Here is a 22,398-nt window from a genome sequence, read left to right as displayed (position 1 = left end):
GATTTCCAGCCCGATGCCGTATGATCTTCCAATTCCAGCCGTTTTTCTGCTTTCAGAGCAAAATCTCTCCCTGTTTACTTCGTTTATTGTCCCGGGTAGTCCCAGACACAATCCTATGCAAAATTATGCCATAAAAGGTACATGGAAAAATCGACTGAATACGCTGAATAACAGGTACAAAAGCAGAAAAAGGGAATGTGAAATAGCACATGCGTTATTTCACATTCCCCTTGTTATTTTTCTACAAACTTATAAAAAATAAAAGCTGAAATTCAGGGTAACTGCTAAATTTCAGCTTTTATATCATATTTTATTTGAATCAAAAGCTTTCACACAGCTGCAAGCCAAAAGCACCTTTTTATTTTTTCAAAAGTTTGTTCATACCCTCACAAAAAGCTCTCAATTCTTTGTCCGGAGGGATGGACAGAAACTCTCTCTTCCCGGGATGTACATACATATGTGCATGAAATAGGCTCTCGGGAGTTTCCAGCCACTCAATATCTTTCAGGGCAAAAGGCCCCTTCTCTGAGGATATCAAATAGTCCTTAGTCAGAATAAATCCATCGCGAGCGCTTCCCCTGATCGTACTGTCACAGAGGACAAGAATGTCTTCCGGAGCAAGGGACATGTTCTGAGCGTAGCTCGTCAGTACATTCTGCAGTTTTTCCTCCGGAATATGGGGAGCACAGTGGACGTAAGTAGGATCACTGCCAACCTGCTGAGACAGCTGTTCTACAAAGGCGCGGAGACTTTCCTCACTGGGCCCCGCGCTCCCGCCTGCTACTGGATTTTCCTGAGCTGCCAGAGGAGCCCCGCAGTTACAGCAGAAACGGTCGCCGGGAATCACAGGCGCCCCGCACTGGGGACAGAAGCCTCCGGCAGTCTGTGTGCCTGAAGCAGCGGGTTCGGTTGTTCGCGTTTCACCGTCCACCGCTTTCTGAGCTTCAGGACGTGCTTCGCCGGAAGTCTCCTCATCATCTTTAAAAATACCGTAAGCACAGGCAATATTGTATTCTTCGTCCGAAAGAATCGTTGTCTCTGACAGCCACGACGCGAACATTTCATCCAGGCTGCCGCAGTCGCCGCTCTTGAAAGTGCAGAAGACAAAACCCGTATTGCTGTAAAGGACATGCTGGTCGCTCAGATAAATCTTGGAAAAATCATTCAAGGAGGCCGTCATTCCTTGAGAATTGTAGACGTATCCACTTTTTGTGAGTATGAATCCGTCCTTGGCTTTGCCCCACAAAAGCGCATTGGAAGCGTCACAGACGATGAAGACATCGGACCGCTCCACGCCCATTCTGCTGCCATACGCATCCATGGCATTATTCAGAATACCTTCGGTGATTTCCTGCCCCAGATGGTAATGGCTTCCCTGCAGGGACGAACCATACCGGCGTGCGAAATAAGCCATGCTTTCCTCAAAGGATCCGGAAGCCTTCAAGCAAATGCGTGCTTCTTTCGTTTCCTTTGTTTCCGGCCGAAGCACTGCCGCATTGTCATACCAGCTCATGGCCCGGATATAATCGTAGCAATCCTGCAGTTCCGCATTGCCTCTCAGCTTCGCGGCTTTCAGCATGCCATCCACGTTCTTGCAGGAAGCTGCCTCTTCATAGCACGCCAGGGCTTCACTGAACCGGCTGACGGCCTGACATTCATCGCCCCATTCAAGATCCGCTCTCACCATGGAAGCTTCCGCTTCGTTCACACCGCCTGCATAGGCTTTGCGGAAACAAGTCAGTGCCTTTTTCAGATTTAGGTCGCAGCCGCTGCCCGTTTGATAGCAGAACCCCAATTGAATATATGCCTCCAGGTCATCAGCCGCGGCGCCTTTTTGATACCATTGAAAAGCCTCTTCGGCGTGCCCTGAACCCGCCTCCTTTTGTCCCATCCGGACGCAGGCCGGGCCGTAACCGTATTGGGCGGACTGCAAAATGAGCGCTGCTGCGCCCTCCTGGTCGATCGGCTTTCCCAACCCCTTTTCCTTTAAAAGGGCGAATTCGTAGCAGCCCTGGGGACTGTTATATTTCGCAGCTTCTTCATAAAGAGCGCAGACGCTCTCCCAATCGGTCTCGCTGCCATCTTGTCTTGCTTCTGCAGCCTTTTTCAGATCCCAGGCGGAAAGCTCGCTGCGCGCTTCTTCATATCCTAAGGCAGCGGAGCGGCGGAGGTAGTCCAGCGCCTTTTCCTCATCGCTCCCCTGATATTTCCGGTAGTTTTTGAAAAGAGCCTCCTGGAATTCCGGCGTATAAAGCGCCTTCTTTGCCCGCTGCATTGCTTCGGCAGCGCCCTCTACACCGAGTTCAGCCGCCCTTTTATAATACGTTACAGCCTTATCGAAATCTTTTCCGTCTTCCAGATCCGTACCATTCTCATAGATTTCTCCGGCCTTGAAATTGGCCATGCCATGACCTGCCTTAGCGGCCTTAAACAGGTAGTCATAGTCCGGCGTTTCATCTTCCCTGACACTTTGCTGGAAATATTCCCATGACGCCTCGGGATGCCCCAGATCCGCCGCTGTCTGCAGCCACGTATCAGCATCTTCAGACTCATCATCGCCCTGAAGCAAAAGGCCCAGGCGGTACATACACTCCGGATCACCCATATTGGCACCGGCCAAATAAGCGTCTTCCGCCTCTTCAAAGTTGCCCTGCTCCTGAGCCAGCCTTGCCTCTTCTCTCAGTTTTTCCACCCGGGCAGCTTCCACCGCTGCGTAGGGCGGCTCAAAATGGATATTAAAAAAGCTGATAGCATGGGCTGAAAAATCAAGGGGTTCCGTACCATCGTAAGCAAACTTCACATTGTCGCCAAATCCATAATAGTTAGCTTCTTCCAGGTCCGGATAAAATGGAACCGTCAGGTTATCTCCATTGATAAAGAAAACCCGATCCCGGTATTGTTCCGGAAATTGCTCAAAGAGATAACGAACCACGCTCATTTCTGCAGCAGACGTGATATTATACCCTTCCTCAATGCCCATACTTTCGACCCATTTCGGGAAAGCAATACTCCCGCTCTGATGCATCTTGTCCCACAGTATATCAGCCAGAGCCAGGGCATCCCCTTCGGAGTCGGCGACCTTCAGGATATCCGGAATCGCTTCCGGCTCAAGTTTCGCCATGGCGAGATAGACACTGAAGCTGGAACCAGTCGAGGCAAGACAGTCACAAAGGGCCTGCATCGCCATATCCTTGGTGTACCGCCCTTTTTCCAGCATGGCGTTGATATTGTCCATCCGGCTTTTGACTTCCCTCGTATGGAAAGAAAAAGGAGGAAGTTTATGATTTTGTACCAGCACATCTACGATTTCATTGACAAGCCAGACCGAGATAATGTTATTGGCGATGTTGCCGCCCATGGTGGCGTAATCACGATGATCCAGGCGCTGACGGATAAATTTCTTGGCCCGGCCCTCATACGTATTGCCGGTAATGGCCCGTCCCAGGGAGCTCAAGCCGTCCTGGGCCATGTTAAGCATGCTGGCTTCGACGGCACCCTTAATGGCACCGGTAATACCGAACCCGCCGCCCTGCCAGTTGGCCTTGTTCATTTCTTTTTCCACGCCGAGCTGCTGCAGGTACTTGTCGATTGCCTCCGCATCCTGTGCGAGTCCGCGGGCCAGATCTGTCTGATTAAAATGGTCAAAAAGCTTGTCCATCAGGTCATTGCTGCTGACAAAATCAACACCATGGTCAATCAGGACTTCCACCGCTTCTTCAATGGAGCTTCGGCAGCCCCCGAAGATAATAACCGCAAGCGCCTTTAAGAGTTCGTTCGGATCCTGATAATCCTCTACATTGATATTCTTTCTGATATGCTGGGCCACGAACCACTGCTGACGATAGCCCTCCCGGTTAAAAGGAGCCCAAAGCTCCCGCCGCAGGGCCAGGGGTCGCGGAAAATCAATATGGTATTTTGAAGAAATGAGTGCATGTTCGCCCGGTATGTCCGGCAGGTTTGCTTCCGATTCTCCGGAAACTTCAGACGGACCTTCGTCTGGAACAGCCGCTTCTTCCGTAATCGGTTTCGGTGCCCCGTTTTTTGCCGGAGTGTCTGCCGCTGCCGAAGTCTCTTTCCCGACTGTAGGCTCTGGTGGAGTCTCGGCCCCGCCGGAAAGCCCCTCCGGCACCTTAGCGCCGCATTTATAACAAAACTTTGCATCGTCCGGCAGCTTTGTGCCGCATTTCATACAAAACATAATCAAACCTCTCCCCAATCCTGCTTCACGCATCATTCACAATGCCGATACGCATGATGCGGTTCATGATAGACTAAATTAAAAATATCCCACCATCCGGCAGCCGCACCGCCGAAAAATTAAAATAAGAACACTTTTGAAATAACTGCCTTTTCAGCCATTATACCGCGTAAGGATAAAATTTTCATTTTTTTCCATTAATTTACTTATTTAGCCGTGGTTATAAACCCTATTCAAAATTATGTCATAAAAGAAGTACGGAAATGTAGGCTGAATATGCTGATTAGCAGGTAGGAAAACAATATAAAACAGGGGCTGCTATTTTCAATTCTCTCTTATTTACCCTTACCTGTTATCTAACTGAATATCCACCGCGGTCGTGGGTGCGATTGCCAAGTCAATCGACGCCCACTGCGGTCCTCCCTCTTCCTCGCTAACGCTCGAAGAAGGCCGGATATAGTCGCCAAGGCTTCGCCTTGGCAAAAAAAATAATAAAAGTAGCTATCCCTCCATCGCAAGCGATTCTCCTTAACTTACTTTTCTCCGCCACTTCGTGGCCCATCCTCCTTCCTCTGGACGGAGGTGGCAAAGGAATTCCAAACCTTACGGTTTGGTTTAACTTGGGCGAGCGGGGCGGCTTGGAACAAGGTTCTCCGTAGCCAAACCTCCTGACGTCGGTTTGCCAAATAAAATATTAAATGCCGCTGCGGTAAATTCTTCAGGGACCTTCCTCGACGTCGCTATGCGACATTGAGGAAGGGGGATCGCTTGCGGTGGATGATGACCCTCTTATTATTTTTTACGATATTTTAGTCTTTCTCTTATTATAAAAGCACTAATGGGCCTATCAACAGCTCTTTCGCCCTCTTGTTTTTTGATAAAAAATACGAGTGCGGTGGATGATAGCTTCTTCTAATATAAAATAAGGCATACGCTCTGTTAAGGAACGTATGCCTTAATATTAAGAATGCTTTTTTAACGAATGGATTCACCTAATTCGTAAGCCTTTTTCAATTCAGGTTTCCCTGCAATATCACCCACAGCCATATTCCCTCCGGCCAGCACATACCCGAGGTTTTTCCACTGCAGGTGGTTCATGAGGTGATTGAAATACGTAAGGCTGTCCTCAAAGCCGAATCCTTCGGCCGCCATGAGGAGAATGCCAGCCTTACCGTTGCCGCGCAGTTTCTGGCCGTCGCCTTCCTCCAGGGCAAACAGGCGGTCAATCACGGTTTTGAGCTGTCCGCTGAGGGTCCAGTAATAAAGCGGCGATGCGAGCACAATGATATCCGCTTCTTTTACTTTAGGATAAATAGCCGCCATATCGTCTTTCTGAACGCACGGGCATTCTTTATCGCTGTGCCCGCCGAAGCAGCCCAGGCAGCCATGGATGTTCATGCCATTCAGGAAGAACTCTGTCACTTCATGGCCGGCACTTTTTGCGCCTTCGGTAAATGAAGCGATGAGCCCCGCGGTGTTTCCCCTTTTGCGAGGACTTCCGTTCAGGATGACGATTTTCTTGCTCACTTAGACACCTTCTTCATGAATTCGACACCGCTGTGCCATGCCTGCCCGACTTTTTCGCCGATGGCATAATAGCCGTTCTGCATCTGGTCAAAGGCAAAGGCATTGATCTTACCGGCATCAATGCGCCCTTTCTCATCGAGAACCTTCTCATCGGCAATAACATTGACGATTTTGCCGAGGATGCGGAGGCCGTAGGGCTGGTCCTGAAATTCTACGGCTTCGCATTCCAGCGTTACCGGATATTCCGTAATAATCGGAGCATCGACGCGTGTACTTTTCACGGCATGCAGGCCGCTGCGTTCAAACTTATCAGCCATTTTATTACTCGTGGCAATGCCGAAAAAGTCAGATTCTTTCAGCGTATCCGTCCCCGGGATAGCGAGCGTAAAGGCTTTTCTCTTTCTGATATTGGCGGTCGTTTTGTGATCTTCTTCAAGGTTCAGCGCCACCATATCTTCTGCACAGATACCGCCCCAGGCCATCATCATGACGTCGACTGTATCATCTTCATTGTACGTACCGATCATATAAGTCGGCATCGGAAACAGATAGGGTTTCACGCCCAAATCTTTTGTCATTATGGGTCACTCCTTCTTCATTTCATGCATCAGTTTGACAGAAATTTCACCTGTATTTATACTATACCTAGTAATGGTAATGATAACAAGTACGCACATTGACGTAATGTACTATACCGGAGGTAAGTGTATGGATGAAAGATGCATTTCAAAGGAAAAGCTGGAGACGACCGGTTTCAGCTATACTCTCTCTTTGATTAACGGGAAATATAAAATGACCATCTTATACACGCTGATGGAATTCGGCGTCGTACGTTTCAATGAGATGCAGCGCTATATCGGCGGTATCTCGTTCAAGACGCTGAGTTCCACGTTAAAAGAGCTGGAACGTGACGGGTTGGTCCACCGCGAGGAATATCCGCAGATTCCTCCCAAAGTGGAATACTCCCTTACGGAACGGGGCAAAAGTCTGATGCCCATCTTGGATCAGATGTGTGAGTGGGGAGATCGCCATAGAGTGAAAAAAGTGGATAAAAATTAGTGGCTAGTACCATAGTGCGGGCAGTTTGCCATACAAAACCCATGGCAGATAGCAGTTAGCAGATAGCCGATAGCTGCAGATAGTGAAGCATATGACAAAAGGAAGTTGTTTAAAAAGAAAAGGAGAAAACACAATGCACGACTGCAATGAGGCAGAGCAAAAATTGCTCAAGCTGTATCATGATATGAGCATCGGCACACGCGACGAATGCAAAGATTGTCATGATAATATCAATAACCTATCCGATCCGATTAGTTGTTGGTGTGTAGGTAAGGATTTTTATAAGAATCCCAAAAGAATTTTGTTTGTCGGTAAAAATGCAAGAGGTAATCCAGGTACGAAAGAAAACGGTTTTCGTAATACTTTTCAAGCTACTCGTAACTACCTTTGGGATGAAAGCTGGCCATACTGGAGTTATACCCGGGAAATTACTCAAACCATATTTGGCGACGATTCAGTAGAGCACATCGCATTTACAAACATTATTAAATGCAACAATTCGTCAGGAAATGATACGACTCCGGATTTGGTTAAAGAGAATTGCATCTTGAAGTTTAAGATTCTACAAAATGAGATAAAGATAATCAACCCTACACATATCATTTTTTATACAGCCCGGAATTATGATGCTTATATTCTTAAAGTCTTCGACACTAACAGCTATAAGATTCTTTACAATGACGATAGAAAGCAGATAGGAAGCCATAATACTATGTGTTGGCAGGAAGCCACCGCTGACATAGACAATCAATCATTCCATATCCTTCGTACCGGCCATCCGCAGTTTAAGAAAAGAATTGATTTCGTCAATGAAGTATCTAAGTGGATTAAAGACAATTGATTAGTTCAACCAACAAAAATCAGGGTACTCGCTCCTTTTGGAATGGGTACCCTGATTTTCGCCAATTTTTATTAGTTTTTAGTTGATTCTGCAGAGGACAATAGTATTATGCACCAATCATGCGATTTCAAAATGAATGCCTGAAGACAATCGTTTTAATCTGACTGAATTCCTTGAGATTTTCCATTGCAGACTGTCTTCCCAATCCACTTTTCTTATACCCACCAAACGGAGAGTAAGGAGCCGCATAAGAACCGCCGCCATTCAGGACACAAGTTCCTGCCTGGATATTTTGGGCAATGTGAAGCATGGTGCCCATATCTTTTCCGATGACACCGGAGCTAAGTCCGTACATGGTATCGTTGGCCAGTTCAATGGCCTCTTCCACAGTGTCGTAGCTCAGCACGGTCCATACCGGGCCAAAGATTTCCATACTATGTGCGGCTTCTGCCTCATGAGGACAATCGAGCACGGTCGGTTCAATAAAGGTTTTGTTAAACCGTTTCCCCCCAAGGAGAACTTTAGCCCCCTCTTCCACATTGAGATTAATCTGCTTTTCTATATTTGCGGCAGCCCTCTCCGATACAACAGGGCCAAATACGGTGTCTGGATCCATCGGATCTCCGACTTTTTTCTTACGAAGCTCTTCTACCAATCTGCGCGTAAATTCGTCCTTCAGCGAACTGTGTACGATAAAGCGCTTAGAAGAATGGCAGATCTGACCGGAGCGATTACTTCTGTTGGCGATGGCCTGGCTTACAGCATAGTCGATGTCGGCATCCGGCAGAATAATCAGCGGATCATTGCCGCCAAGTTCAAGGGCGCAGCTTGCAAGATTTTTCCCTGCATCTACGGCGACTGACGCGCCAACCTGCGTACTCCCTGTCATGGAAATGGCATCAATCCGACTATCCGTATTCAGCCATCTGCCCAGAACAGAACCGCTGCCGGTAACGACCTGCAGCGCATTTCCCGGTACGCCGCAGGAAAGCATGAGCTTTGTCACCTTGATAATCGTGAGAGGATCATCAGAAGGAAGTTTGGCGACGACCGCATTTCCCATCAAAAGTGCCGGCCATACCTTCGTGCAGAAGGTCGCTACCGGAAAATTAAAGGGTATGATTGCAAGCACTACGCCAAGTGGTTCCCGCACAGTGACGATCAAATCCTCTTCAGACGCGGAACAGTTCGAAGGAGGATAGCACTCCCCATTGATGAATCTGGCGCCTTCCGTGCTGGCCGTGGCTCTTGCAGCTGCCGTATTGATTTCACCCTGTACCTGGGAAATGGGGACTCCGAGTTCCCTTACAATACTCTTTCCCAGTTCATCACGGTGTTCTTCAATAGCATGAATACACTCCTTCAAAATGTCGATTCTTTTCCAGAGAGGAACGGCGGCCCATTCACGACTGCCTTTGCGGGCATTTTCAAGGATCGTATCAATGTCCTCTTTTGTGGCAGCCGGAAACGTATCAATGACCTCATGAGTCGTCGGATTTAGTACTTCAAATGTTTTTCCGTCAGAAGCTCCTGTTTCTTTTCCGCCAATCAGCATTTGCATGATAATGACCTCCCTGCTTTAATTCCTGCCAATCAAAGACAAACTTGCTGCACGTCATTGGTACATGAGACGTCTCGTCATCGTGCCGTCCAGCATCTTGCTGAAACAGCAGCAAAGTTATTTTTTCTGTGTTGTCATTATCATAGCAACGGAAAGGCCGAAAATCTAATTCCGTTACTCTATGTCGAGATTCTCAAAAGTTATGAAGATTCTGCGATTTTTGCTAAATAGAAAAAATCCCTGCAAGCCTCATAAAATCAAGACTTGCAGGGATTTTTATTTAAGCGTCACTCCCACTCTATTGTCGCAGGCGGTTTGCTCGTGATATCGTATACCACTCTGTTAACGCCCGGCACTTCGTTGACGATGCGGCGGGACACGATATCGAGTACATGGTACGGGATATGGGCCCAGTCACTGGTCATCCCGTCGGTGCTATTGACGGCACGAAGGGCTATGGTATTGGTATAGGTTCTGAAGTCGCCCATAACGCCGACGCTGCGGATATTAGGCAGGCAGGCGAAATACTGCCAGATGCTGCGGTCAAGACCGGCTTTGGCAATTTCTTCGCGGAAGATGGCATCGGCTTCACGCACGATGGCCAGTTTTTCTTCGGTGACTTCGCCGAGGACGCGGATCGCAAGGCCCGGTCCCGGGAACGGCTGACGCCATACGAGCTCGCTCGGGATACCGAGTTCTTCACCGACGGCACGAACTTCATCCTTAAAGAGCGTGCGCAGCGGTTCGATGAGGCCGAGGTTCATGTCTTTAGGAAGACCACCTACGTTATGATGGCTCTTGATGGTAGCGCTGGTGCCGGTACCGCCGGATTCCACAACATCCGGATAAATGGTGCCCTGTACCAGGTAATCGACATGGCCGATCTTCTTGGATTCTTCTTCGAAGACGCGGATAAATTCTTCCCCGATGATCTTACGTTTCTTTTCAGGATCGCTGACGCCCTTCAATTTCCCCAGGAAACGGTCTTTAGCGTTCACGCGGATGATATTCATATCAAAGTCTTTCTTGAAGACTTTTTCGACCTGGTCGCCTTCGTTTTTGCGTAGCAGACCATGGTCTACGAAAATGCAGGTCAGCTGGTTGCCGACAGCCTTATGAACCAGTACGGCAGCTACGGAAGAATCGACGCCGCCGCTCATGGCGCACAGCACGTTCTTGTTGCCGACCTTCTTGCGGATAGCTTCAATCTGAGTCTGGGCAAAGGAAGACATGGTCCAGTCGCCGGACAGTCCGCAGATGTCAAACAGGAAGTTGCTGAACATCTTTTTGCCAAAAGGCGTATGCATAACTTCCGGATGGAACTGAACACCATAGAATTTTTTATCTTCGTTAATCATGGCAGCCACAGGGCATTCGGAGGTATGGCCGGCTACGACAAAGCCTTCCGGTACCTTTTCGACATAATCTTGATGGCTCATCCAGCAGATGTTGTTCTTTTCGATGCCGGAGAACAGGCGCGTTTCCGTATCGAGCACGACAGCCGTCTTGCCGTATTCACCGGCCGTACCGGCATGGGCTACGACGCCGCCGAGTTTCTTGGCCATGAGCTGATGACCATAGCAGAGACCTAAGAGCGGAATCCCCAGCTTAAAGACTCCATCATCGACAGTCGGGGTATTTTCAGCGTACACGCTGCTCGGGCCGCCGGAGAAAATAATAGCTTTCGGGTTCTTGGCTTTGATCTGTTCCAGGGTATAGGTGTACGGAATGATTTCGCAGTATACCCCGCATTCACGGACACGTCTGGCAATCAACTGAGCGTACTGGGCGCCGAAGTCGATGACCAGGACCAACTCATGCTGTAAGTTTTCCATGTTCTTCCTCCCATTCATAGGTATTCATTGAATATAACATATAAGAAGAGAATTTTCAACGCTATCAAAACGCCTTCCGCTATTCCCTTCCGAGTATAAAACTCTTCCTACGCTCCCATTATACACCGCAGCACGCAATCTGTTTACGTATAATTTAGATTGAGTGTTATAGTGCTGGAAAGATTCGGGAAAGGTATGAGAGATGAAAAGTGATTAGTGGCAAGTGGATAGTACAGTAGTGCGGGCAGCGAAAAAGGGACTGTGAAAAAATTAAGTTTTCGCAGTCCCTTTTTAGATTATTCTTTTTCTACCCAGCCCAGTCTTTCAAAAATCAGGAAGGCAAGGCTCGTGATGATGGCCACAACTGTGGCAAGGCCCATGCCTTTGAGCTGTACGGGGCCGATGATGACGGAGGCACCGGAAAGACCGGAAATCAAAGTGACAGACGTAAGAATGAGGTTCTTCGGTTTCGTGTAGTCGACTTTGCGCTCCACCATCATGCGGAGACCGGAAGCAGCAATGAAGCCAAAGAGCAGGATGCTGACGCCGCCCATGACAGGACCCGGGATATTGTGAATCAGCGCGGCAATCTTGCCGACAAAGGAGAAGATGATGGCAAGTACGGCAGCGCCACCGATAACCCAGGTGCTGTAGACGCCGGTAATGGCCATGACGCCCATGTTTTCGCCGTATGTCGTGTTCGGCGTAGAACCGACGAGACCGGACAGGACGTTGGAAATACCGTCAGCAATCAGGGAACGATGAAGGCCCGGATCTTTGATGAGGTCGCGGCCTACGATATCACTCGTTACAAAGAGGTGTCCCAGGTGTTCAGCCAGCACGACGAAAAGTGCCGGAAGAATCATCATAATGGCATTGATATGGAAGCTGGGACGATAGAAGGTCGGGGCAGAAAACCAGGCTGCCTGTGCGACCGAAGCAAATGAAACAACGCCGAGTGCGTATGCAATGACATAGCCGCTCACGACACCAATCAGGATCGGGATGATGCTGATGAATCCCTTGCCCAGAATGGTAGCAAGGATGGTGATGATGAGCGTAGCCGAAGAAATTTCCATGGCCTGCACGTTAGTCATCCCTTTGACAGGTTCCATGAAGCCAGCCATATTCATGGCCATCGGTGCGAGTTCCAGACCGATGATAGCTACAATGGCGCCCATGGCGGCCGGCGGGAAAAGCACATCAATCCACTTGGTGCCTACTTTGCGGACCAGGAGACCAATAAGGATGAAGCAGAGACCGAAAGCAATGAAGCCTCCCTGGGCATCGCCATAGGTCAGGCCCGGAGTCTTGCAGACGGCAAGTACCGGCGAAATGAAGGCAAAGCTGGAGCCCAGATAAGAAGGCAGCCGCCATTTGCAGATGGTCAAATAGACCAGCGTCCCTACCCCGTTCATGAAGAGCGCCGTCGATGGATCGACATTGAGCAGGAACGGTACCAGCACTGTGGCACCGAACATGGCAAAGAGGTGCTGCAGGCTCAGGGGCAGCGTTTCCAATAGAGGCAGTTTTTCGTCCACTTGAATGATACGTCGTTGTTTCATTAAGTTTTTCTCCCTTGTTGTAGAATTAGTTCTCCTCATTGTACCACGTTTGGGAGATTGTGGGCAGAGAAATAGTGTCGGTGATCGCATAAGGAAAGCTGTGAAGCTATGGCCGCCGGAGGCGGCGTGGAAAAAGAAGCTATCTTCCCCCGAAAAGCGGGCCCCCCTTCTTTCGATTTCACGAAGTGAAATGAAAGAAGATCTTTATGTTGCAAGGCTACGCCTTGCCTGATTCCTATAAAAACAGCGGCAAAAATTTTCAGCAGCTCTTTTACATTTTCATTAGATCAAACCGACGAAGGAGGTTTGCTGCTTTGGGATCTTCTTTCAAGCCGCTCCGTGGCTTCGAAAGAAGGAGGGACCGCAGTCAGCGCTGACGCGAGGAAGCGCTGACGAGTGCGGGGGATGATAGCTTCTTTTATAAAAATAAGGCATACGCTCTATTAAGAAACGTATGCCCTGATGTCATATCTTTTTTGTTAATTCTATTCTCTAACCTGGACGTCAATTGCCAGCTGCCGAAGGCAGCCATAGCCAGCCGCCAAAGGCGGCGATACAGCTTTCTTTGTGCGCGAAGCGCCACAGCGTTTATCAGAATTTCCAGTTAACCCCTGCGCGAATGCCATACGTCCTGGAAAAATCGTTGCCAAAGTACCGTTCTGCGTCAAGGTACATATACTGCTGCTCGCCAATCTTGGCGCTGTAACCAAGGCCGACGACGCCCCACGTACCGGAATAATCACCGTCATCGGTGTAATACTCTCCGTTGGCTCCGACAGTCACGTCAGAACCATCCAGGAATTCGTGCAGTACGCTGGCTTTGAAGTACAGCTTGCTGTCCAGTTTCGGATCAAGTTCGCGCACAAGGTCAAAGCCCAGACGTCCGATAAGGCTCCAATCGTGGTCAGCATCGACATGAAGATCCTGCGAATCATAATAGTCATAGCCGCCTACGTAGGAAAGCTGCAGCTGGACCTGCGGTACCCAGAACCAGCCTTTGTCAAGGTACAGCCGATGGCCGTATTCGGTGCTCAGGTTCCAGACGTCCCGGCTGAAATCACCGGCATACCGCGTATCGGTCTGGCGGTCGCGGACGCTGTAGTCGGATCTTACATGATGGTACTTCAAATAGTTATCCCAGTAAGCGTGGGAATCCTGCTTCCATTCGGGCATGGCCGCACGCTTTTCGGCACTCGGATAATACTCGTGGGTATCATAAAGTGCCACGGTGAAATCCTCGAGATCAATATCACCGTCAAGGCCTTCCCACCGGCCGGAAGGATCGGAATAGGCTGCGGACAAACTGAGCCGATGCTTTGCTTCGTCCGTCTGTTTCGTCACATCGGTATAACCGAGTTCGTAACTGTTGCCGTCCAATTCGCCGACACCGTCAACGCCGAAGTTACGGTAGCCCAGACGAATCCAGCCGCCCTGGTCCGCGCCCGGCGTGAAGTACAGCGACTGGCCGTCACGTTTGGTAAAAGTATCGATGTCGGTCACGTAGCGCCACAAGAGGCCCTCAAAATTGCCTGGGGACTTTGCACCATCGTTCACCACAGGTTCTTGCTCCTCTTCGGTCTCAGGGAGTACCAGATAAACGTACTGTGGATCTTCAAAGGGATCGATATAGAAAGCCTTGACCTGTGCGGTCGTCGGTTTATTCGTACCGTCGCCGTTATAGGCATCGTTATAGGCATCCGTATTGAGGGGATCCGTAGCTACATCACGATATTCTACTTTAAGGGCTTTGTTGTTGATACCGTCAGCGGTATACACCTTGCCATCACGGAATTCGTTCTGCGATTCGGAAACAACGGCAAAACGAACCGCGTCTCCTTCCTCCATGGAATCGCTCAGTTCCTGGAGGTTCCTGATATTCAGGGTCTGTTCATCGCTGGTTCCCTGACGCATATAGATCATATCGCTCTGGGAACCGTCTTTTGAAAGGTCAAGCACGAACGTATGCGACCCGCTGAGCTGATTCGTAATCTGGAGAGAATGCCCGCCATTTTGGAAATGAACGGTACCGCCGTCGCCGCTGAGGTTCGTCACACTGCTTGAACCCGTCATATACCAATTAGAACCACTCGGCAGGTCCAGGTTAATGGTACCGCCGCGTACCGTTCCGTAATCTTCCGTCACATTATCAGCCACAGCCGTTTGCCCCGTCAGGCTGCTGCCATTTGTCAATTGAATATCGACTGTCCCGCCGACATATTCGACAGCCGCATCATTCGTTCCAAATGCCACAACGTCGCTTACAATTGTTTCCTTAGCACTGTCTTCGCTGGGAGCAATCGTGATTGTGCCGTTGTTATAGGCCTGCATAGCGTCGCCTGTAATCTTACTGTCACCGGCATAATTGACAGTAATGCTGGCCGGATCTCCGACGTTCGCACCCGTACTATCTTGTTGGTAACTTTCCGCCTGAAGCACCGTGCTGCCAGAAATATCGGACGCGTCATTCACGGTCACAGTACCGCCCGCGGATGAGAGAATACCTGCTGTAGTACCCGTAATCTTCGTGGTTCCTCCCGGGGCATCGAAGGTAACGGTACCCCCATAAGCTCCAATAACGGCATAATCCGCCGTCACTTCATTATTCCCATGCTGTGAGGTTAGTTGTATTTCAGCTCCGTTTCCTCTGGAATCGACGCCCATGGTATAGTTTGGCAACGTCGTTGTAACGGTATTATCCTGGTAGGCAGTGAAATCAATTTTACCCCAAATTCTAGCTCTCATCCCCATGTAAGGATGAGATACATGGTTGGAACCCTTGTCCGCAGTAACTTCTACCAATGACTGTTTCACTGGAGTTCCATATCCGGTTTGGTAAATGACGTTCGAATCAATAGCACAGAGCTTATAACGATTGCCAGTCGCAATAAAGTTATTATCACCATTTTTAGCTTCAATCTGGATTTCGGCACCATTGTTTGCAGAAACGCAGCCAGCACCGTAATTTTTACTGGTATCATCCGCTGCATAAATGTTGTTGCTTCCTTCTGATGTAACAGTGAGAAGCGTATTGCCTGTAGCATTTTCACCGTCGGCATCGCAAGCATATATGGTAGAATATCCGCCATACATCTCCGTATTGCCGCCAGCAATAACTTTGGTTTCGGCATTGTTATAGGCCGAAATTCCAAAATGATGGATACCTTCCCCCATGACTATAACATCCTGCTTTGCATCTATGGTGAGTTTAGTGAGTACACTATTGGTACCCCTACTATCGACATAGGCACCCCATTTACAACCTCCATCAGAAAGAGGCTTTCCTACAGTGACATTTCCCGTCGTTGCTTCAAGATAAACCTGGTTACCATCCGTAACCCAGACAGGCACAGGAGTGGAATAATATCCATTAGTATTTGGAGCAGTCATCTCAATACTTGGAAATGTAAAATGATACGTTTCTGGGGGGTACGAGTGAAAACGGACGTCCGAATAGACTTTAGGGTCATCCGTTCCCGACTCATCATATGCATAAGCATTCCCAGCAAGCCCGAATACAGTAAATCCAGCCAGCGCCAACAGCACACTCTTTTTTAAAGATGTCCTCATTGCTATCACCTTTTCCCCTAAGCAAAACAATGTGCTCTCCCGACGTATGCGAAATTGTAATCCGATTAATGCTGCCTTACTCCTCTCATCGCCTCCAGTATGCCGGAACTCTGTCATAAACTAAATTAATTAACGCTTTTTAAATTTACTGATAATTATCTGTTTTTATTTTAAGCAATTCTATATTAATTTTCAATATAAGTTGACGAAATAATCAATTAATTTATATTGCTCATTAAAATTATTATTACAAAAGTTGCAGACAGCAAAAATCGGGGCTAGTTGATTGTTTATTTTCTTGCTGGTAAGAAGGAGCATCGCAGAAAGTGCTAACTAGTGCGGTGGAAGATAGCTTCTTTTAAATAAAAGTAAGGCATACGCTCCATTTAGAAACGTATGCCCTGATGTCATATCTCTTTTGTTTTGTTAATTCTATTCTCTGACCTAATTGTCAACTTTCAGCTGCCGAAGGCAGCCATAGCTAGCCGCCAAAGGCGGCGTCACAGCCTTCTTTTTGCGCGAAGCGCCACAGCGTTTATCAGAATTTCCAGTTTACACCAGCGCGTATACTATACGTTCTGGCAAAATCATTGCCGAAGTACCTTTCTGCGTCAAGGTACATATACTGCTGCTCACCAATTTTAGCGCTGTAGCCGAGACCCAGGACGCCCCAGGTGCCGGACAGGTCACCGTTATCGTTATAATAATCTCCGTTAGCGCTGACGGTCACATCGCTGCCGTCCAGGAATTCATGCAGCACGCTGGCCTTGAAGTAGAGCTTGCTGTCCAGTTTCGGATCAAGTTCACGCACGAGGTCAAAGCCCAGGCGGCCGATGAGGCTCCAATCATGATCGGCGTCGACATGGAGATCCTGCGAATCATAGTAGTCATAGCCGCCCACATAGGAAAGCTGCAGCTGAGCCTGCGGCACGATGCTCCACTTGTCACTCAGCTTGTTCTCACGGCCGTATTCCGTCGACAGACTGATGATATCCTGGTCATAGTTGCCGTCATACCTGGCTTCTGTCTGGTGATCCACTGCGGAGTAATCGGTCTTCACATGATGGTATTTTAGATACGTATCCCAATAGCTGTGCGTGCCCTTTTTCCAGGCCGGCTTTGCGGCCATTTCTTCCGCTGCCGGGAAGTATTCATGCGTATCGTACAGGTTAAAGGAAGCATCGCGTACCTCCAGGCTGCCGCCGTACCCTTCGAAATGACCGGTCTCCTTGCCATAGGCACCGGATACGCTGAAACGGTGTTTTTCTTCATCCGTATCCTTGACGACCGTCGTATACCCGATTTCATAAGTATTGCCGTCGACCTCACCTGTTCCGTCAACACCGAAGTTACGGTATCTCAGGCGAACCCAGCCGCCCTGATCCGCACCTGGCGTGAAGTACTGGGCCTCACCGGTACGATTGGTGAAAGTATCGAGATCCGTGACATAACGCCAGATGATATTCCGCGCCCTACCCGGTGTCTTAGCTCCGTCATTGATATATTCATGAGACTGTTCGTCTGACGTAATTACTTCTTCATCCTGTTTGACGAGATAGACGTACTGCGGATCGTCGTAACCATCGATGTAACTGGCCTGCACTTCAGCCGTTGTCGGCTTGTTGGTCCCGTCCCCGTTATAGGAGTCATTGTAGGCCTGCGTATTGAGCGGATCGGAAGCAACGCTGCGATATTGAACACTCAGCGTGGCGTTCGTAATCCCGTCGGGCACATACACTTTATTGTTGCGGAACCCATCGTAGGAAGAAGAAACCACAGCAAAACGGACGACATCTCCAGACTGCATCTCCTGATTCAGCGCTGCGGAGTTTTTGACCTTCAGCGTCTGTTCATCGCTCGCTCCTTCACGGATATAAAGCATATCGCTGTCGGCGCCGTTCATCGAAAGATCCATCGCGAAAGTGTGACTGCCTTCCAGTTCATCAATCTGGAGGCCATGGCCGCCATGGACAAAAGCTACCGTACCGCCGCTGCCGCCGAGTTTCGTCACAGCGCTGGGACCGGTCATATTCCATACGCTCGTGTCGTTCAGCTCCAGATTGACATCACCGAGAAGCACGGCGCCTTCCGGTGCCTCTTTGTAAGAAACGGCCTCGTCCGAATCTTCGATAAGAACAGCATTGTTTGCACTGTTTTCGGCATACATAAGACCCGTATCGACGGTTCCTGTCAGCGTACTGCCGTTTGAAAGCGTTAAATTTACGGCCGCTTTTTCCGGATAATCGGGAAGCATATCTTTAAAGTAATACTTCTCATTATAATAGGTTTCACGCCATTTTGAATATTCCTTGTACGGCGTATAGGAGGCGATATTCCCGTAAATGGCAATTGTTCCCTTGGTTTGCGGCGAGATGGTAATAGTCCCGCCATCGAGGGCTTCTACACTCCCTTTGACTTCACTTCCCGCCCCATACTGCAAATCGATAGACGGATAAACAAGCTGATTTGTCTCCGTATTTTGATTTGCCGGACTCCTTCGCAGAGCGGTACTCTTTACTGCTGCAGCTTTCCGTACATTTCGTGATGCTGGTGCCGCATCCCCATCATCATCCCAAACATTATCATCCCAATCTTCCATGCCAAAATCATGCGATTTTGCCCCAGAAGGTACCCAGATATTGAGGTCAAGATAGGGAGCAATAGGATGCGACGCTGCAAGGGCTGTTCCGGTACCGTTTCCGCCGGTGACTTGAGTCGTCCCGCTTATCTGAATGCGGCCGCCTTCAGAAGCTTTTGCCCCGGCTTCACCACCGGAGATTTTATTTACACCACTTGAAGATTCAACATTGACATTCGCATTGCTCTCATGCGAATAAACCCCATATGTATATCCGTAAATGTCATTGTCTCCCGATGCCTGAACATTGACAAGCCCTTCCTGCTCACATATATTATGCTGCGAAGTCTGGTAATAATCCGATGCAGCTTCAATACCATATCCGGTCTCAGGAGTTTTTGTTCCCGTTATGTAAGACATTAACTCTACGCCTGAACCATGGATGACATTCCGGTTGGAATGAATTTCAATCTTTCCGCCCAGCGTTGACACACCGGCCAGTTTTCCTTCTGCATCCGTTTCACCACCGGCAGCTACATTAATATTCAAGTACCTACTCCTGATTGCAGTTTGAGTACCGGTAATTTTATTATTGTGACCTGCAACAACAGAAATATCAGTTGCTTCTCCTAAATCAGCATGAACTGACTCTAAATACCTTGGGCCAAGTAAAAAATCTGCGTAAATACCATTGCCATGCATGTCGTAAAATGGAGAATTGCCAAATTCAACATAATTGGCATACAAATCCCCGTCGTAAGAAGCAGAAATTTCATTGTCCCCCAGTTCATTTTGAATAGTAACAGTACCTCTCCCCTTTTGATAAGGATATTCCATGAAAGCACTAACGGCGTTTGTATAACCTTTAATGACATTGTTTCCTTCCACAGCTTCTAGCGTTATTGAAGCGCCAGATTCGGCATGCATGCCGTACGGACCGGTCACAGAAATGTCACCCTGATCTGCCTGAAGTTTCAAATTACCGCCATTACTGGCAACAATGGCAGAAGAAGTAGAAGCATCATTACTCTTACTACCTGACCAATTATTGGTTGCTGAAATACCGCCATTTAAACTTTCTATCAATCCAGTAGCACCTGAACCTGAAATACTGATTGCCGGCTTGTTGGTTCCAGTGAAATCAAAGCAATCACCTCTGACAGTTTTATCGCCAGAAGTAACAGAAAACCGATTCTCTCCAGCACATACAGTACTGCTGCCTCCGAATACAAACAGAGATGCCAATACTAGCATCACATTACGCCGCAGCTGTCGATATTGTCTGTCGTTTCTACTCCTCATAATCCCCATCCCCTTTGAAAGAAACAGACAACGGATGTATTTTTTCATTCTATTAATATTTATAGTAAGAATGATTATCGGCTATTAAGTATAGAAATAAGTTTATTTTATTGCTATCAATTTATTTTTATTATAGTCCGAATAAACAGAAAGATATAGTATTTTTTCGAATATTTTACAAAAATTAAAAAATTGGCATGAATTCGTTGGATGCAATACAATATAATGTAAAATTTTGTACATTAGAAAAGGATGAGTATGAATCTGCGCATAACATATTCCTCCTCCCTTTCTTTTCGGTGTACCAAAAAATCGGGACTTCGGTGATGACTCACCAAAGTCCCGATGATAGATCCTAACTGGCATGAAATTTTCAGAAAAGTGATTATCTTGCCGTGCAGGTGGTGCAGTTTTTGGTCTGGGGCATTAAGAGCTGCCACAGGCAGCCTTCGAGCAAGACGCCTTCTTTAGGATCAGTGCCGGCGTCAACTGTGGCCTGAATGACGTAACTTACGAAGTCGGCCGCGCCCTGTACGCACTGGTCGAGATCCTTATGCTTCAGCAGGTAACCGGTGAGTGCACTCGTAAAGATATCGCCGATGCCGCTGGTGGCAAAGGGCAGTCTGTCCACGCGGTAGATTTCCGGGAATACCTGCGTAGTTTCCATGCAGGCGGTGGAAATATGCTCGTCATCGCTGGGCACACTCGTAATGACAACAAATTGCGGACCCATGGCAAGAAGTTTTTCGCAGATCTCACCCAGCGCATCTTCATCCGGTATTTTATCGGCATACGGCGTGCCTGTAAGGAGGCAGGCTTCCGTATAGTTCGGCGTAATAACGGTTGCTTTGGCGACAAGTTTCTTCATGGCTTCTACCATGTCGGCGCCAAAAACAGGATACAACATACCGCCGTCACCCATGGCCGGATCGACGACGACAAGCTTATACTTTCCAAAACGGTCAATACAGGATGCCACGGCTTCTGCCTGGGCACCACTAGCAAGGAAGCCGCTGTAAATCGCATCAAATTCGAGGCCCAGTTCTTCCCATTTGTCCATATAAGAGCCCATGACGTCGGTTAAATCTTTGGAAACATAGTTGCCGTAGGTCAGATTGTTGCTGTAAAGAGCCGTCGGGAACGGACAGACCTGGTTTCCCATAGCGGAAAGCACAGGCATGGCAGCCGTCAGGGAGCAGCGGCCAAAAGAACAAAGGTCATGGATAGCGAGAACGCGATTTATTTTCATTTGAATAACCTCCTTGAGGGATCTTACTTTATATTGTACTGCTTATTGTACCTTATGCGTATAAAATCGGAAACACCCAGTTTTAATTCTATCTGACAGCACACTACCGCCCATTTAAATATTGTGATGGGAACGGCTGGCAAGAAAAACAGCCACAAAAGCCGCCGTACCGAGCGATACCAGATTGTGCGAAGAAGCTCCGATAAAGAGGAGAATTGCCATCACAATCACACCTATGACAATAGGCTTTTGAGACATGTTCTTCCCCCCTTTTGCAGTAGTTTCGTGATAAGTATAGTATACAACGGAATGAGGGTTGATGGGACGGATTTTAGCGAAGGAAAGTTTTGGCGCTGGCGCGCGAAAAGAAGAAAACTATCCTCCGCCACTTCGTGGCCCCTCCTTCCGACTGCGTGGAAGGAGATTGTAGATGATAGCCAAACCTTCGGTTTGACTGAATTAAAGCTATGGCCGTCAAAGGCGGCGAAGGAAAAAGAAGCTATCTTCCCCCGAAAAGCGGGCCCCCCTTCTTTCGAAGCCGCGAAGCGGCTTGAAAGAAGATCCCAGAGAAGCAATGCTTCGCATTGCCAAATTAATTTAAAAGAGCAGGAAGTATTTGCTGCTACGTTGCTATATCTTTGTTTCTACTGATTGATGCAAAAGGTTAAAAGAAAACTTAAGGGTCATTACCCACCGCAAAAGCGGTCCCCCCTAATCAACTTTCCTCCCCCACTTCGTGGTCCTTCCTTCCTACGGACGGAGGTGGCAGAGGAATTCCAAACCTTACGGTTTGGCTTAACTTAGGCGACGTCGAAGAGGGTCTCTGTCAACGCTGACGCGAGAAGGCGTTGACGAGTGCGGGGGAAGATAGCTTCTTTTAATAAAAAATAAAGAGCATACTCCAATTTAGGAACGTATGCCCCGATATCACATATGCTTTTTTATTTGTTTCTGATGGACTCTGCTGCAAGACAGCCTCAGGAACGCGAAAGACCGGATTGGGCCACGAAGGCGGAACTGAGCGCCAACGATCCACGAGCGAAGCGCTGTGGGAGTCAGAGGAGCCACTGACTCAGTCAACATTCCATCTTCGCACATCTATGCTACGCAAGAAGA

General features: G+C 48.4%; 12 protein-coding genes. 2 read left to right on the top strand and 10 right to left on the bottom strand.

Annotated elements, in window-relative coordinates:
• Positions 1-358: 358 nt before the first annotated feature.
• From LKE33_08295 to LKE33_08285, 3 genes are all read right to left on the bottom strand, one after another.
• Positions 359-4,198 carry a zinc-ribbon domain-containing protein gene (locus LKE33_08295; protein MCH3950910.1) on the bottom strand — a complete coding sequence of 1,280 codons (3,840 nt, stop codon included), beginning with the start codon at positions 4,196-4,198 and terminating at the stop codon, positions 359-361.
• Between the two features lie 975 nt (positions 4,199-5,173).
• Positions 5,174-5,725: a flavodoxin family protein gene (locus LKE33_08290; protein MCH3950909.1), complete on the bottom strand. Its 552-nt coding sequence runs from the start codon at positions 5,723-5,725 to the stop codon at positions 5,174-5,176.
• Complete coding sequence (locus LKE33_08285; GenBank protein MCH3950908.1) at positions 5,722-6,303, bottom strand: flavin reductase family protein; 582 nt, start codon at positions 6,301-6,303, stop codon at positions 5,722-5,724. Before LKE33_08285 ends, LKE33_08290 begins: the two co-directional genes overlap by 4 nt.
• Positions 6,304-6,433: 130 nt before the next feature.
• On the opposite strand from LKE33_08285, the gene LKE33_08280 reads away from it, so the two are divergent.
• Together LKE33_08280 and LKE33_08275 are read left to right on the top strand one after the other, a co-directional pair.
• Positions 6,434-6,784: a helix-turn-helix transcriptional regulator gene (locus LKE33_08280; GenBank protein ID MCH3950907.1), complete on the top strand. Its 351-nt coding sequence runs from the start codon at positions 6,434-6,436 to the stop codon at positions 6,782-6,784.
• Between the two features lie 91 nt (positions 6,785-6,875).
• Complete coding sequence (locus LKE33_08275; GenBank protein MCH3950906.1) at positions 6,876-7,625, top strand: uracil-DNA glycosylase family protein; 750 nt, start codon at positions 6,876-6,878, stop codon at positions 7,623-7,625.
• 127 nt (positions 7,626-7,752) lie between these two features.
• Here LKE33_08275 and LKE33_08270 read toward each other — a convergent pair whose 3' ends face one another.
• The 7 genes from LKE33_08270 to LKE33_08240 form a co-directional block, all read right to left on the bottom strand.
• Entirely contained in the window at positions 7,753-9,186 is a 1,434-nt protein-coding gene (locus LKE33_08270; GenBank protein ID MCH3950905.1) for an aldehyde dehydrogenase family protein, read from the bottom strand.
• 287 nt (positions 9,187-9,473) lie between these two features.
• On the bottom strand, positions 9,474-11,021 hold the full coding sequence (gene guaA / locus LKE33_08265; GenBank protein ID MCH3950904.1) for a glutamine-hydrolyzing GMP synthase: 1,548 nt from the start codon (positions 11,019-11,021) through the stop codon (positions 9,474-9,476).
• A 296-nt stretch (positions 11,022-11,317) separates the two neighbouring features.
• Positions 11,318-12,586: a uracil permease gene (gene uraA / locus LKE33_08260; GenBank protein ID MCH3950903.1), complete on the bottom strand. Its 1,269-nt coding sequence runs from the start codon at positions 12,584-12,586 to the stop codon at positions 11,318-11,320.
• Positions 12,587-13,177: 591 nt separating this feature from the next.
• Positions 13,178-16,153, bottom strand: a complete 2,976-nt coding sequence (locus LKE33_08255) for an autotransporter outer membrane beta-barrel domain-containing protein (GenBank protein MCH3950902.1) — start codon at positions 16,151-16,153, stop codon at positions 13,178-13,180.
• A 538-nt stretch (positions 16,154-16,691) separates the two neighbouring features.
• Positions 16,692-19,817 carry an autotransporter outer membrane beta-barrel domain-containing protein gene (locus tag LKE33_08250; GenBank protein ID MCH3950901.1) on the bottom strand — a complete coding sequence of 1,042 codons (3,126 nt, stop codon included), beginning with the start codon at positions 19,815-19,817 and terminating at the stop codon, positions 16,692-16,694.
• Positions 19,818-20,418: 601 nt separating this feature from the next.
• Positions 20,419-21,282, bottom strand: coding sequence for a pyridoxamine kinase (locus tag LKE33_08245; GenBank protein MCH3950900.1), 864 nt, complete (start codon positions 21,280-21,282; stop codon positions 20,419-20,421).
• Positions 21,283-21,396: 114 nt separating this feature from the next.
• Positions 21,397-21,540 (bottom strand): hypothetical protein, encoded by a 144-nt coding sequence (locus tag LKE33_08240; protein MCH3950899.1) that lies wholly within the window; start codon positions 21,538-21,540, stop codon positions 21,397-21,399.
• Between the last annotated feature and the right edge of the window lie 858 nt (positions 21,541-22,398).

The organism is Acidaminococcus sp. (assembly GCA_022482815.1).
Lineage (GTDB): Bacteria > Bacillota > Negativicutes > Acidaminococcales > Acidaminococcaceae > Acidaminococcus.
Note: the sequence above shows the minus strand (reverse complement) of the source record. Positions and strands in the feature narration are given on the sequence as shown.

Excerpts from the sequence above, each read along its gene's own strand:
- LKE33_08245 (MCH3950900.1), bottom strand. The coding sequence starts at position 21,282 with ATGAAAATAAATCGCGTTCTCGCTATCCATGACCTTTGTTCTTTTGGC.
- guaA (MCH3950904.1), bottom strand. The coding sequence starts at position 11,021 with ATGGAAAACTTACAGCATGAGTTGGTCCTGGTCATCGACTTCGGCGCC.
- uraA (MCH3950903.1), bottom strand. The coding sequence starts at position 12,586 with ATGAAACAACGACGTATCATTCAAGTGGACGAAAAACTGCCTCTATTG.
- LKE33_08240 (MCH3950899.1), bottom strand. The coding sequence starts at position 21,540 with ATGTCTCAAAAGCCTATTGTCATAGGTGTGATTGTGATGGCAATTCTC.
- LKE33_08270 (MCH3950905.1), bottom strand. The coding sequence starts at position 9,186 with ATGCAAATGCTGATTGGCGGAAAAGAAACAGGAGCTTCTGACGGAAAA.
- LKE33_08255 (MCH3950902.1), bottom strand. The coding sequence starts at position 16,153 with ATGAGGACATCTTTAAAAAAGAGTGTGCTGTTGGCGCTGGCTGGATTT.
- LKE33_08285 (MCH3950908.1), bottom strand. The coding sequence starts at position 6,303 with ATGACAAAAGATTTGGGCGTGAAACCCTATCTGTTTCCGATGCCGACT.
- LKE33_08275 (MCH3950906.1), top strand. The coding sequence starts at position 6,876 with ATGACAAAAGGAAGTTGTTTAAAAAGAAAAGGAGAAAACACAATGCAC.
- LKE33_08280 (MCH3950907.1), top strand. The coding sequence starts at position 6,434 with ATGGATGAAAGATGCATTTCAAAGGAAAAGCTGGAGACGACCGGTTTC.
- LKE33_08295 (MCH3950910.1), bottom strand. The coding sequence starts at position 4,198 with ATGTTTTGTATGAAATGCGGCACAAAGCTGCCGGACGATGCAAAGTTT.